This is a genomic window from Serratia sp. JSRIV004 (genome assembly GCF_019968705.1).
GTDB lineage: Bacteria > Pseudomonadota > Gammaproteobacteria > Enterobacterales > Enterobacteriaceae > Chania > Chania fonticola_B.
Genome location: NZ_CP074140.1, coordinates 2,997,562 through 3,011,664, shown reverse-complemented (window position 1 = coordinate 3,011,664; position 14,103 = coordinate 2,997,562). Strand labels below are relative to the sequence as shown.

The 14,103-nt window shown below is 46.4% G+C and carries 13 protein-coding genes and 1 pseudogene; 10 read left to right on the top strand and 4 right to left on the bottom strand.

What is annotated here, in order from left to right; translation table 11 throughout:
* Positions 1-289 precede the first annotated feature (289 nt).
* Both KGP21_RS14430 and KGP21_RS14425 read left to right on the top strand, forming a co-directional pair.
* The gene (locus KGP21_RS14430; protein WP_037376048.1) at positions 290-1,249 is read left to right on the top strand and encodes a LysR family transcriptional regulator; all 960 of its coding nucleotides are present in this window, start codon (positions 290-292) and stop codon (positions 1,247-1,249) included.
* 125 nt (positions 1,250-1,374) lie between these two features.
* A complete protein-coding gene (locus tag KGP21_RS14425; RefSeq protein WP_223538483.1) occupies positions 1,375-2,154 on the top strand; it encodes an ATP-grasp domain-containing protein in 780 nt (259 codons plus the stop codon).
* A gap of 49 nt (positions 2,155-2,203) precedes the next feature.
* On the opposite strand, the gene lysC is transcribed toward KGP21_RS14425, so the two are convergent.
* Positions 2,204-3,565: a lysine-sensitive aspartokinase 3 gene (gene lysC / locus KGP21_RS14420; RefSeq protein WP_223538482.1), complete on the bottom strand. Its 1,362-nt coding sequence runs from the start codon at positions 3,563-3,565 to the stop codon at positions 2,204-2,206.
* Positions 3,566-4,167: 602 nt separating this feature from the next.
* Here lysC and KGP21_RS14415 point away from each other — a divergent pair.
* The 3 genes from KGP21_RS14415 to KGP21_RS14405 all read left to right on the top strand — a co-directional run bounded on the left by KGP21_RS14415 (position 4,168) and on the right by KGP21_RS14405 (position 7,559).
* Complete coding sequence (locus KGP21_RS14415) at positions 4,168-5,553, top strand: diaminobutyrate--2-oxoglutarate transaminase (protein ID WP_179251567.1); 1,386 nt, start codon at positions 4,168-4,170, stop codon at positions 5,551-5,553.
* A gap of 15 nt (positions 5,554-5,568) precedes the next feature.
* On the top strand, positions 5,569-7,032 hold the full coding sequence (locus KGP21_RS14410; RefSeq protein ID WP_223538481.1) for an aspartate aminotransferase family protein: 1,464 nt from the start codon (positions 5,569-5,571) through the stop codon (positions 7,030-7,032).
* Between the two features lie 137 nt (positions 7,033-7,169).
* Entirely contained in the window at positions 7,170-7,559 is a 390-nt protein-coding gene (locus tag KGP21_RS14405; protein WP_223538480.1) for a DUF4440 domain-containing protein, read from the top strand.
* Positions 7,560-7,572: 13 nt separating this feature from the next.
* Here KGP21_RS14405 and KGP21_RS14400 read toward each other — a convergent pair whose 3' ends face one another.
* Positions 7,573-8,001, bottom strand: a complete 429-nt coding sequence (locus tag KGP21_RS14400) for a hypothetical protein (protein WP_223538479.1) — start codon at positions 7,999-8,001, stop codon at positions 7,573-7,575.
* A gap of 1,234 nt (positions 8,002-9,235) precedes the next feature.
* On the opposite strand from KGP21_RS14400, the gene KGP21_RS14395 reads away from it, so the two are divergent.
* From KGP21_RS14395 to KGP21_RS14375, 5 genes are all read left to right on the top strand, one after another.
* Positions 9,236-9,496 (top strand): hypothetical protein, encoded by a 261-nt coding sequence (locus tag KGP21_RS14395; protein ID WP_223538478.1) that lies wholly within the window; start codon positions 9,236-9,238, stop codon positions 9,494-9,496.
* 27 nt (positions 9,497-9,523) lie between these two features.
* Positions 9,524-10,006, top strand: coding sequence for a hypothetical protein (locus KGP21_RS14390; protein ID WP_223538477.1), 483 nt, complete (start codon positions 9,524-9,526; stop codon positions 10,004-10,006).
* Positions 10,007-10,367: 361 nt separating this feature from the next.
* Positions 10,368-10,835, top strand: a complete 468-nt coding sequence (locus KGP21_RS14385) for a hypothetical protein (RefSeq protein WP_223538476.1) — start codon at positions 10,368-10,370, stop codon at positions 10,833-10,835.
* Positions 10,836-10,887: 52 nt separating this feature from the next.
* Complete coding sequence (locus KGP21_RS14380) at positions 10,888-11,499, top strand: YkgJ family cysteine cluster protein (protein WP_223538475.1); 612 nt, start codon at positions 10,888-10,890, stop codon at positions 11,497-11,499.
* A gap of 89 nt (positions 11,500-11,588) precedes the next feature.
* On the top strand, positions 11,589-12,392 hold the full coding sequence (locus KGP21_RS14375; RefSeq protein ID WP_223499501.1) for a hypothetical protein: 804 nt from the start codon (positions 11,589-11,591) through the stop codon (positions 12,390-12,392).
* A 300-nt stretch (positions 12,393-12,692) separates the two neighbouring features.
* On the opposite strand, the pseudogene KGP21_RS14370 reads toward KGP21_RS14375, so the two are convergent.
* Both KGP21_RS14370 and KGP21_RS14365 read right to left on the bottom strand, forming a co-directional pair.
* Positions 12,693-13,187 (bottom strand): annotated as a pseudogene (locus KGP21_RS14370) (fibronectin type III domain-containing protein); the annotation flags it as partial.
* A gap of 446 nt (positions 13,188-13,633) precedes the next feature.
* Entirely contained in the window at positions 13,634-14,056 is a 423-nt protein-coding gene (locus KGP21_RS14365) for a DoxX family protein (RefSeq protein WP_223538474.1), read from the bottom strand.
* Positions 14,057-14,103: the final 47 nt, after the last annotated feature.

Sequence of the window (14,103 nt, the reverse complement as noted above, 5' to 3'; positions counted from 1 at the left end):
TCAGAGGTAATCTGATCTGACATAGAAACATAGTACGTACTGGTAAGTAAAACTTAAAGCAGCTAGCGGTGTTATTAAATGAAAATACTTGTGCGTGAAACGCAAAAGTTGATGGCTGTCCTATTTTATGTGCTTTTTATGAAAACTGACTGAAAGGGTTGGTAGCGTCGCTATCTAGTGAGTATAGTCAATTATAATGTATAGGAATTTTACTGACTTAGCGTTTTTTTGCTAGCCTGATATCAGATCCATGCGGCCGTATAAATTCACAAAGGGGTACCGGCAGATGATGTCGTCAACCAGGGGTTCCGTTTCATTCAAGGCAAAAATCGACAACTACGCCATCTTCCGGCAGTTGGAAATCTTTATCAAGGTCGTTGAATGTAACAGTTTTTCTGCCGCAGCGCTGAAGTTGAACCTCACGCCGTCATCGGTGAGCCGCAGCATTTCCCAACTGGAAGAGTATCTTGGCATCGTTTTGCTGAAAAGGACCACGCGTAACCTGATTTTGACCGAGCCAGGCAAATATCTGCTGTTCCGGGCGCAGCACCTGCTGGCGGATCTGGATGACTCCTTGGTTAATACCTCCAGTTTCCGCAGCCACCCACAGGGCCAGCTCAAAATTACCTGTTCAATTGCCTTCGGCGTTACCCATCTGATGCGTTTGTACAGTGACTATAGAGAAATCAACCCCGACGTCAGATTGTCTGTCGATTTAAATGACCAAAGCGTCAACCTTAACGAAGAGAATATCGATATTGCGCTGCGTATTACCGCACACCCGCCGAGTAATTTTGCTTTGCGCAAAATCTGTAAGATCAACTGGGTTTATTGCGCCAGCCGGCGCTACTTTGAACGCCGTGGCCTGCCGAAAACCCTGGCAGACCTGGAGGATCACGACTGCCTGATCAATCCAAACGTTTCTGATAACTGGCACTTTATTGGCGGCGATGGGCATTCGTTAAAAATCAATAACATCGTCGAGGTGAACAGTACCTTGGGGCTGCTACAGGCTGCGCTCCATCATCAGGGGATCGTCAATCTGCCGACCTACATGCTGGGTGACCATATCGCTGATGGCGAGTTGATCCCCATTTTGCTGGATCACGAAGCTAAAGAGCATGAGTACCATCTTTTCGCACTGTACCATCCAGGGCATTATCAAGATCCCAAGGTGAGAAGCTTTATTGATTTTATTGTGGAAAAAATCTCATCGACGCCTGTCTGGGACGATTGGATGGCAGGGTAGCTGTGTTTGTCATCCAGAATGTGAAGTTGATGGCAGAGTAGGCATTAAGGTTCCGACAACAGATTGACTGGCAGTGGATAAGCCATTACGGTGCCGTAAAATAAATGGAAATAGGGTGAATTTAAATGCAGCTGATTTATCCCAGTGATTACTTTAACCCTGCCAAGGCCGATGAAACCTTTGAGCAGGAGTTTAACTGTGCCAGACAGAATGGATTAACCTGTGTGCTGCTGTCCTCTGAACACGCCTCGATGGGAAAGTACAAGTTCTCTCACCGCTTTGAGCCAGATGTCCCCGTGATATGGCGTGGATGGATGCTGAGCCCGGAAGAGTATCAACAACTCCATAGAGCCGTTTCGCTGAGTGGCGGGCAAATGCTTGAATCATTTGATGATTATATTCGGTGTCATTACATCACCGGCTGGTACGAAATTTGCCAAAAGTATACGCCGGAAACCGTATTGGTCAGTGCAGATGCTGATTTCGATATGCTGACCGATCGGCTTAAGTGGCCGTGTTACTTCGTTAAGGATTATGTTAAATCACTGACAACTTCCAGAGGCTCTGTTGCCGCAAATGCCGATGAGATCCGCGAAGTGTTGAAATCCATTGAGCACTTCCGAGGGAAGATTGAAGGGGGAGTCAGCCTTAGACGTTTTGAAAATTTTGTCCCCGAGAGTGAGCGCAGATATTTTTCATTGAATGGCAAGGTTTTCTCTGCTGACGGAATTATTCCAGAGGTGGTTATTGAAATCGCGCAGCTCGTCGATGCTCCATTTTTCTCCATCGATATGATTGAAAATGATGCAGGTCAGCTCCGGCTTATAGAGATCGGGGATGGGCAGGTATCCGACATCAAGGAATGGCCGGTTGAGCGCTTTGTACGGATATTTATGGCGTCATAGGAGCCCAAATAGGCAGGCGTTTCAGGGGCGCGTAAACGCCCCATTTAACTTACTCAAATAACCTACGGTGTAGCGCTACAACCGCGCTGTCAGCGACTTCGCTTGGTAGCATGAAGCAAAGATTATCATTTGATGCGCCATGGAAAATCATGCGCACGGCATACTCATCCAGATCCACAAATGTATCCCGGCAAACGCCCGCGCCACGATGGAGTTGATTGCCAATCAGCGTGACCAAGGCCAGCCCGGTTTCAATCTCAACTCGGCAATGAGAAGAGAGTGCTGTAAGCAACGCGGTGGTCAGGGTGTGATCTTCTCCCGAAGTGGATCCCGTGGAATTCAGGGCTAGCGCTATACAGCTCTCGGAGGTGGTAACCAGGTCCACATCAACCCGATGTTCTGCCAGAATCGCGAACATTTCGGCAAAGAATCTGTATGCAGGTTGCGTATGCAGGTCGTGCAATCTCAACAACGTCTGTTTACGGCGAATGGCAATCGCACGATAAAGTGGCGGATCCTCCGTCTCGCGGCGAACCAGCGTTCCACCGGCAGCGGTATTTTTGCTGGAACCTACAAAGACCGGGATATTTTTCCGCATCGCGGGTAACAGGGTCGCCGGGTGGAGCACTTTCGCACCAAAAGCAGCCATGTCGCTGGCTTCGGAAAAGGAGATATGGTCAATACGCCGGGCCTGCGCCACAATGCGCGGATCGGTGGTGTAGATCCCGGCCACATCAGTCCAGATATCGACACGTGCGGCCTGCAATGCTTCCCCAAGCAGGGAGGCGGTGTAGTCGCTGCCGCCCCGGCCCAGCGTGGTGGTATGCCCGGCGTCATCACTGCCGATAAAACCCTGGGTGATAACAATCGCCTGCTCAATACGCGGCCGCAGATGGGCTTCTGCCTGATCCTCGACCAGGTTGATATTGGGTTCGGCGCAACCGTAGAGGTTGTTGGTTCGAATGACTTTACGGGCATCAAACCATTCTGCTTGCGCTTCACGTTCACGAAGCACTTCAGCAAATAACAGGCTCGACATCAACTCGCCATGGCTGACCAGTTCATCACTCAGCGCCGTGGAAGGCATTGTCAATGCCGTCTCGGCAAGGCGGGCAATATTTTCAAGGAGCTGATCGATTTCTTTGCTGATGACCAGCGGCGCTTTCAGGCGGGAAATAATGTTGTACTGGATAGTGCGAAGGGTATCAATTTTATCCATACGATCACGACTTCCCAGCCCTTCAGAAAGTTCGACCAATAGATTTGTGACCCCTGCGGAGGCAGACAAAACGACCAGGCGGACGTGGTCATCAGCAAGAACAATGCCGGCACTGCGATTCATCGCGTCAAAGTCAGCAACGCTGGTACCGCCAAACTTGGCAACGACGAATTGTGGATAAATGCGTGTCATAACAATCTCATATCAGGGCGCCATAAAAAATGGCAAGAAAATTTTCATTCTCGGCATAAGGGAAGCACGCTTCGCCTTACGAAATGTCCGCCCGCGAACATTTCTGATGACAACCCAGGAAAGCCTCCTGTTGTCGATAACGTGTATTGCCTCTTACGCGTTACCGGTGTGATGCGCATTAATTCTTTATTTACGGAGAGTAAAATAAGCGCGCCATAGTAAGTGATTTATCTTAATGGATCGACATTTTTATTTTATTTCGCAATAAATCAGTAAAAAAGAATGCCTTACAGGCCAACACCTAACATTCTTAACGGTAAAATCGTGTAACAAAAGAATAAAACCATAGCAAAACGATGGTTTTCATGACGTTGTATCTAATCCGGGCATTCGTAACGCTTTGTGCGATATTGGTAACAAAAATTAATGCGCAGCGAAAGGTAACTTATTGTTATGATTTGACTTTAAAGGGTTAATTGCATGTTGAAACAAATGATTGAGTACACCATTAAAATGCTATATATTGGCCGCGTTTTTACAGGCAATCCCCTTAACCTTTTATTCAACCCGGCGTTAATAATACCCGAGGTTGTAGGAGTGATATGATGACGGATAAAGTCCGTATTGATACTTTAAGTGCTAGTTCATTACCACAAAGCAATGATACCTTTTTAGCGAGACAGGCCGAGTTTGAGTCTAACGTCAGAAGCTATCCACGGAAACTGCCATTGGCAATTGCCAAAGCGCAGGGCGTTTGGATTACTGATGTTGAAAATAATCAATATCTTGATTGTCTTGCAGGCGCCGGGACTCTGGCGCTGGGTCATAATCATCCTGACGTGCTTCAAAGCATTCAAAGTGTCATCAGCAGCGGCTTACCGTTACATACGCTGGACCTTACCACACCTCTGAAAGACGAATTTTCCTCCTATTTACTCTCTTTATTACCGGGCCAGGGCAAAGAGTATTGCCTGCAATTCACCGGTCCGTCTGGCGCTGATGCGGTTGAAGCCGCGCTCAAACTGGCTAAAAAAGTAACCGGCCGTTCAAGCATCATCAGTTTCTCCGGCGGCTACCACGGTATGACGCACGGTGCGCTCTCCGTAACAGGTAACCTGTCACCAAAAGAAGCCGTCAGCAACATGATGCCGGAAGTGCAGTTTATGCCTTATCCGAATCAGTATCGCTGCCCGCTGGGCATCGGTGGCGAAGCAGGTGTTAAAGCGCTGACGTACTACTTCGATAACTTGATCAATGACGTGGAAAGCGGCGTACGCAAACCAGCGGCGGTGATCCTCGAAGCGGTTCAAGGCGAGGGCGGTGTGAACCCGGCTCCAGCCGAGTGGCTGCAGCGCATCCGTAAAGTTACGCAGGACCATGGCATTCTGCTGATCATCGACGAAGTCCAGGCTGGTTTCGCACGCACCGGTAAGCTGTTCGCGTTTGAACACGCAGGTATCGAGCCAGACATCATCGTTATGTCTAAAGCTGTCGGTGGCGGTCTGCCGTTGGCCGTACTGGGCATCAAAAAACAGTTTGACGCATGGGCGCCAGGCCACCATACCGGAACATTCCGCGGTAACCAGTTGGCAATGGCCACCGGTCTGACCACGCTTAAGCACCTTAAAGACAACGCCATTGCGGATAAAGTTGCCGCCCAGGGCGAGTGGCTGAAAGGCAAACTGGCCGAACTGCAAAAACGTTACCCGGCTATCGGCCATGTACGCGGCCTGGGCCTGATGATCGGCATTGAAATCGTGAAGCCTAACGAAGCACAGGATCACATGGGATGCTATCCGGCGGATGGCGAGCTTTCGGCATTGCTGCAGAAAAAATGCTTCGAATCCGGTCTGATTCTGGAGCGAGGCGGCCGTCATGGTTGCGTACTGCGCCTGTTGCCATCACTGCTGATCACCGACGCTGAGCTGGAAATTTTCCTCGATAAATTTGAAAACGCCTTGCTGGCCACTGGCATGGAGCCGGTTTAATCGGAGTTAACTATCGTGTCTGATAACAACCCAATTCTGTCCGGTTCGGCGCAAAGTATCGCCGCCTACCAGGATGCCATTGAGCAAAGCAGCAAAGCCGTTATCGAATGGTTAAAGCAGCCAGAAATGTATCAGGGGAAAACCGTCGACCAGCTGCGCGAGCGCATTCAGTTGAACTTTACCTCTCAGGGCCTGGGTAACCAGGCCGCCATTGAGCGTGCAGTTGAGTATTTCCTCAAGGACAGCCTCTCTGTACATCACGCACAATGTGTGGCGCATTTGCACTGCCCGAGCCTGGTGATTAGCCAGGCAGCAGAGGTGCTGATCAATGCCACTAACCAGAGCATGGACTCCTGGGATCAAAGCCCGTCAGCCACCATCATTGAGATCAAACTCATCGAGTGGCTGCGTGAGCAGATAGGATACAGCGCCGGTGATGCCGGCGTGTTCAGCAGTGGCGGTACCCAGAGTAACCTTATGGGGCTGATGCTGGCGCGTGATGCTTTCTTCGCGCGTCAGGGGCACTCCGTTCAGCAGCAGGGTTTAACGGGCGATCTGAGCAAAATCAAAGTGTTCTGCTCCGAAAGCGCACACTTCTCCGTGCAAAAAAACATGGCGTTGATGGGGCTGGGCTACCAGTCAGTCACTCAGGTGAAAACCGATGCGTTCTCGCGTATGGATATCGCTGACCTGAAAACCAAACTGGCGCAGGCGAAAACCAACGGTGAGCAGGTGCTGGCGATTGTGGCCACCGCCGGTACGACCGATGCGGGTGCGATTGATCCGTTAGAGGAAATCACCGCGCTGGCCGCGCAGGAAAATATCTGGGTTCACGTTGATGCCGCATGGGGCGGAGCGCTGCTGCTTTCTGAGAAGTATCGCCACTACCTGAACGGCTTGGAATCCGCAGATTCCGTGACACTGGATTTCCACAAGCAGTTCTTCCAGACTATCAGCTGTGGTGCATTCCTGCTGAAAGACGCACGCCATTACGAGCTGATGCGTTATCAGGCGGCGTACCTGAACTCTGATTTTGACGAAGAACAGGGCGTACCGAACCTGGTGTCAAAATCACTGCAAACCACACGTCGTTTTGATGCCCTGAAACTGTGGATGGGCCTTGAAGCGTTGGGTAAAAAGCAGTACGCCGAAATCATTGATAATGGCGTTACGTTGTCACAGAAAGTGGCTGAGTATGTCTCTGCACAACCGCATCTGGAACTGGTTATGCAGCCACAGTTGGCAAGCGTACTGTTCCGTTTCTGCCCGAAAAGCGACGATCGTGCGTTTATCGCGCTGTTAAACCAGCGTATCGGCGATGTTCTGTTGGCATCAGGTAGCGCCAACGTTGGGGTAACAGAAGCAGATGGGGTAACATGTCTGAAGCTAACGCTGCTGAACCCAACGGTTTGTCTGGAGGACGTAAAAATCCTGCTGGCCAGCGTGAAAGAGACGGCTGAAAAATTGCTCAACGCGTAATCCTTTAGTAACCAAATCTGCGTCGAGTTGCTAGTCAATTCGGCGCAGCAGAAAGGCTTCCTCTGGTGAAATCTGTTGGGTAATGACAGCCATTAGTTCTCAGATTTCACGTAGCGCGATCAAAAAAGGAGGGCGTTTTGCACGATATTGCACAGCTTTTGCCAGTAATCCACTCACTAGAGGTTCAACTCCATCAGTCGGCAACGCGTAACGATGCTAATCTTGTCGAGGAATTGCTGCATGACGATTTTGAAGAGATCGGCTGTTCCGGGCTGCACTATGACAGGCAGCAAACCATTGCGGCGCTAAAGTTGGAAAGCGGCCAGCCACAGATTTTTGCCGAAGAGTTCAAACTGGTGAAGATTGCCGATGGTGCCGTATTGTTGAGGTATAAAAGTTTTCAACGTGATGTGGATGGCAGCATAGTTCGCCGTGCCGAGCGTTCTTCGCTCTGGTTGCAATCGTCACAAGAGCGCGGAGGCCATTGGCAGATGCGTTTTCATCAAGGAACACAGATCGAGGATTGAAGCCAACTGTGTATCAACTCGAATAATCGCCACCCATGAACCAACTTCTAGAAAACCAAGCAGACAAAGCGTGAAGGTGAGGTGAGATAAACATAGCGGGATAACCCGGTGCGTAATTACCAATGCAATTTAACATAATATACATTATACGCACCTTGGTAACGGTACGTGAAATCTGAGGTTCTGCGGCCATGGTTTGTCCTGATGCAACAACGCTTCTAAAGCAGTCAGTTTTCAGGAGCGGCTCCATTCCCCCAGAACGGCAGCTACACAATGCTGACACAGACTGGTGACCATCAGCAAAAACCGATCCATAACCAGCCTTGCGGTCGATGGACAAAAACTCATTAAACTCAATGTCGTTCTCTTCAGAGCGATGACCACAACGGTCACATGATTTTGCAAATACGTGCTGAGTCTGTTGCGGCTTTAAATATTGCATTCTCCCTCCTAACAGATTTCAGGTACAGCTGTGCCGATTGACGCAGCTGAGAAAATGGTTTTCATCGCAGGCGTCTTTTCTACATAACGTTTAGAGCACCGGCTAGGCCTAAAAACGCATTCCTTAATTTGTCGGGGTTTAGACATAATGAGCTACCATAAATTTGTCCCTCTTTGCTTATCCCGCAGAACGGCGAAGTCATTATGTTTGATGTGATGTGTATTTCACGAATGATACCGCCATCAGAGAAAAGTGAAATTGACTCATTCTCTTTCCCCTGGCGTGGCATTAAACGAGTACAGCGCGTGAAAATAGGTAGGCCGAGGGAAGAAACAATCTGATTATAGACATCTACGCATGCATCAATAGATTTAAGCCCAAAAAGGTTATCTACCCTTCCCCATCGCGATGGATTACCTGACACTTTTAGCATCGATCCTCTTATCGAAATAGAGATTACATCGCAAAAAGACCCTTTATGCTGAAAAGTTGGCTGACTTAGCGCCGATGCTTCACCACTTTCAATATGAATCCGCTGATGCAACCGACAAAGCTTGTTCTTCATTAGCAGTTGGTTGAGTTGACGCTCCTGCTCGCACCCATCCCTAGATTCTACGACCACGCGAAATCATTGGAACAATGTCTGGTTGTTCGAGTGCCCAACTGTCTCGACCTTTGCCAAGCCTGGCCATCATCCCATCATCACGAGCCGCAAAGATAAGCTTTCCATCTAAGAAGTCTAACCAACAAAAACATAACTTCCTCTGCCAGAGCATTTAGATCCTCAAAATCTTCTCGTAAGATATCTTCCAGTCCTTGATCTCGTGCCATGAAATATGATGAGCGGGTAGGATTTCGTTTTCGCAATCTTCACGTTAACACTATGGCCAAGCAGATACCTAAAACCAACCTGTTGATCATTTTTACCTCATCAACAGGTCAAAACCCCCTGCCTTATTGATCGCGCTACGTGAAATCTGAAATGGTATGGCTACACTAACCGTGCAGATTTCACCAAAATGTATGTCTGTGATGACTCGTTCAAGCCTCTTCGTCGTTTCTGTTCTTCACTCAGTGCTACAATAGCAAAACTGTCATGATCCAGAGTTGCCCTTAGCATTAGTATGGCTTATCATACCGAAGTTCGGGTGTCACAGAACCCCGAACCGCTTCGCGGAAAAATGATGACCCAGAAAAGCGAATGGCAATTTAATGTTAATAAAAGGATGAAAAAATGACAGTTACTGAATATGCAAAAAAAATCGCCATAAAAATATATAACAACCAAGATAATTACAAGGAAATAATTAAAGAGGCAGAGAGGGTTTTAGATAATTCTAATATAAAGCAAGAAAGTAAAGATGAGTTCTGGGTGATACTTTATAAGGAATTATCCAGCAAACCAGTTGTCTGTATGGATAGCCAAGACTCTGGAGATTTAAATAAATTACTATATGCAGCCAAAGCGGCTATAGCTGCGAAAACAAAAAAATAACCATAGGATGAGCAAGGATGAGCAAGGATGAGCACAGAAACATATAATATTGCATCAATAATTATCTACTCTTTCTCGGCAATAATTGCGCTAATCATGTTAGGTGTTGCTATATCACAACTTGGTAATTTAACTGAACAAATCAAAGAGGCAGTAAAAGCAAATAAAATCAGTGGGCTAGGAACTTTTCTTGAGGTCGAGAGTCAACTGAATAGTAGCCGTATTGAACTGGCAAAAGCATCGATCAATATTATAGAGTTACAAAAAACAGGTTCTCAGGATGAAATATCATCAGCTTCACTATACTTTAATCAATGCGTTGAGATGTATTTGAACAGCATAGATAGATTGTGCTTTTGTATTATCAAAGAATACTTTGATAATGATGAGATGAAAATAGAGTATAGGCATGTGATAAATGATGCAGTGAGCGAACATCCGACCTACTTCCAACAAGCATCCAAACACAGGAACATAATAAAAATTCACGGAAGATGGGCAGACAGTTAGTGGTTCGTACAATGGCGTTATGCTAAAAAGGCCGCTACGGGGAATATTTTCGCAGCGGCCTTTTTTCAACATAACGCGTTGACATTATGCGCATCAAGGATGTAGAGGCTCAATGCTAATGTCTAATTCTGGCTCAATCCAAATGTCTGCGCTATGGTTGTCTTTCGGGGGTTAACTTTCTTTTTACTGTGGGGGTAAAAAAAGAAACTGCCTGGAGAAATGGCCATGGGTACGTATTCAGGAGCAATTGCGGGCCATCAATCCAGTTCTGGCTGATCCAAGCTTGTTACGAGCAAGTGCTAAGCGCTAAAATCTGCGTTACAATCTGACGATGGATCATAAATCTATCACATGGATGAATATGAATAAGTTACATGTAATTAAAACAGCCTTAATCATTTCCCTTAGTCTACTTCTAAGCGACTGTGATGATAAAGAAGAAATCACTTATCGCATTCCTATTCCTGAGTATGTCAGCAACGCAAATACTGCGCTGCAAAACAGATATATTAGTCAGTTTGATGATAAATATAAATGTAGACCTGCGGACGTTGATGGTCTTTGGTTGGTGGCCTGCTCCAGGGGTTACGGAATGGAGTCCATGCGCGGTAAAGATGAGCCTCTCTTCGCATTATTTGAAATCAAGGAACAAAATGGAGGAGAGAGGTATTGCATTGATCCCATGAATGGCTATGCTTTAATTCACACGACTGTCCAAGAGGATATATTCAGAGGCATGTTTTTTTGCAATGAGACTGCACGCGACGGTGACTTAGCTGAATACTACGATGAAATCGAACGGGCATGGTTTACTCCCGCAGCGAAGTAATCATTATATCCATACTCGTGGGTTGCCAACTTAATTTTAAGTGAGTATTGAAATGTCGAATGAGAAGCATATTTTAGCTCTTTTAAGAAAAGCAAAAAAAGATCCTAAGACCATCTATGAGCTTAGCGAAAACTTGCTGGCCGATATTGTAGATGCTGTAAGTAAATCTCATAGCATTGCATGTCGTAAAAGTTGTGCGCATTGTTGCTATTTGAGGGTTTCAGCTTATGATTATGAGTTGGTGACTATTTATAAATATCTTACAGAAAAGGTATCAAAAGTCCAAAGAGAGCTTCTGATAGAATCAGTTAATGAGCAATATGAGAATGTAAGAGGAATGACATTAAAAGAACACCATCACACTAACGTAAAATGTCCATTTCTGGTAAATAATTCCTGTACAATCTATCCTGTTCGTCCTCTATCATGTGCAGCTTATCACTCGCGTTCAGAGAGTATTTGCAAAAGATCGTATGACAACCCATCTGATGAATCCTTTTCAATACCATTAGATCCGCACATAGAATCACTGAGAGTTAACAAGCATATATTTGTACAAAATAAGCTTGAAAAAGATAATGAAGGCCATGAATTGATTCAGGGTATCTACAGAATGATTCATAATAAAAATAGTCTTAAGGAATGGAAGAATATAAAAACCTAAAGGATGCTTGTTCGGGCAAGTGCTAAGCGCTAAAATCAGCATTTGGTAAGTAGACGGGTAAACACCGGCATCTAAAAAGGACGTTTGACATGATAAAATTTCCGACCAAAAAGCGCGTGGATTTATACGTTAAAGAAGTAAGCCCTGAGCAGTTACATCAGGATTTGGCTGATGCTCAAGAGTTTATGTTTGATGCCTGGGAAATAGATGATCTTGACGCCGTGCTAAAGCTCATCAGAAAGGCGATCAGGAAGTCCCCGCTTTGTGCTGATGCATATTCATTCTATAGTGAGATATCTAAAGAACAACCTACAGCCAAAATTGGCTATCTCGAAACGGCTTTGTACGCGGCCACCATAGCACTTGGCGAAGATTTCCAGGAATTCGCAGGGCGTTTCTGGGGAGCTGGAGAAACCCGGCCATATATGCGAGCCAAAGCCGCTTTAGCTGATGCAATGTGGGAGGCTGGTAATTTTTACCCGGCCATGACACATTGCCGCGAAATGCTTCACCTTAACCCTAATGATAATCAGGGCATCCGTCATCTCTTAGCGAGTTATTACATCGAGCTTGAAATGGTGGACGAGCTGGCCGTGTTACTTGACGATTACTCAGGAGATATACGGCCTTACCTACAGTACTCACGTGCCCTGCTCGCCTACAGAAATTCATCGCCGGATGCAGATGATATTGCAAAAGTTGCAATTAGCGCCAATAAGCACATTCCAGGATTACTAGCAAAGCGTCGTATGCAACCCAAGTCTACTACGGGATATATAACATTGGGTGCATTAGACGAAGCGATTGATTATATAAATAATAATCTTAAGCCCTGGGTAAGAACTCCGGGGGCAATTCAGTGGTTAAGTAAATTAGCCATGAATGAATGTTAGAACTCATTAAAATGATTATCAAATTATCCATTGTGATAAAAGATCATAACTTTAAAAAGGAAGAATGCAATATGAATGAAAATGTTAGTTTTGAAATTTGGTTGTCGGCAATGGTCGAGTATTACTCAGATCTATGGAGCACAATATTATTTTGGAGTGGGATAATATTAAGCGTAATTTTAGAGGTATCTGGACAATCTACTGACATCGGAGGCTCTTTAATAAAGGTAAGTCTAGGAATTCTGGCAATAAGGCTGATTAACCATAAAATGGTTAGTGGAAAATGGTCAGGATGGTAAAATCAATCGCCCGTTGAATCGCTTTAGTATTTAACGTGGTGCTATCCCCTTTAGCGCCAAAATCCGTGATGTTGACCACGGTCGGTAACGGGGTAGTTTTTACCGTAACGCTTTGGCTCGCGTCTGATAGCGTACCATCGGCATAGAGCGCTTTAACGGTAAATGAATACTGACTCTCGGGCTTTAAATCCGTTACTTTGAAATTCTGGATCACAATCCGCTGCGAAAAATTATCTTTGTCATTCGCATAAAAATGATTGATGTAAGGCTTGGCAGGTGAAAACCGATCGTTGTTTTCACTGGCTTTACCAAGCAGTTTCCCTGCTGAATAAACCAGATAGTCAGCGATATCTCCGGTATCTTCTGGCGCTTTCCACACCAACATCAGGCTACTGTCGTCAGCAGACAGGGCTGGAACATGCAATTGCTGCGGTGCTTGTTTATTTAGTGGAGCGGCAGATACCTGCGGAGTGGTTGCAATCAAACTGGTTGCCATACACAGAAACATAGTCTTAATCGTTATAGAGGAAGGAGAGAGCTGTATTCTCATGGGGATCCCTTATCACTGGAAGAACAGTCAAGGTTGCTGTACCCAAAGAATCGCAAGTTGCAGGCAAACAACAGCTGAACGGCAAACCGCCCCGCCGGCTCAGTTTAGATAGCGTCTATAGCGACTAGAGCAAGGCAAACGAAAACCCGCAGATTGAAAGGCTAATAGGTATACAGCGCATTGAATATTAACTCTTTTACTGTTAAATCCAAATAAAAGAAACGCCATTTTATTAAAATAGACATTATGGTTTATTGATTTGTGACAGGTGTCAAAAATGGATCACATAGCGCGAGTCCCCTCACCCCAAAAACCTATGTAGAGAAATATTGAAGTGGCATTCAGCACTGGAATGCCACGGAGTGAGCCCTAGCGATACCGGCTAGCCTACCTCAGCGCCAGTTCGGATCCTTCATTACCGAATAGCGACCGCTGCCAAGGAAGGCGATAGCCAGCCCGGCAAAGAAATACACCGCCATATCTTCTGCTCCCCAGGCCCCTACCTTGGTCAGCATCAGCGCCTTGCCGGGATCGATCAGCAGGTAAGCCGCCAGCATGGTAAATGCAAACACCAACGCCGCCGGGCGGGTAAAAATCCCCAAAATAATCAACAGTGGAGCTACTAGCTCACCGACGAAAACGCCGTAACCGATAAATCCTGGCAACCCATGTTGAGTCAGCAATCCCTGGATATAATCGATGCCGCCGATCAGTTTATGCCACCCATGGAATATCATCATAATGCTGAACGCCAAGCGCAGTATCAGTTTGCCCAGATCCGGACGATCCATGACACGATTAAACCAATTCACCATGTTGCACCTATTGAGAGTTAATGATAATCGCAATCAATCTAATCCTA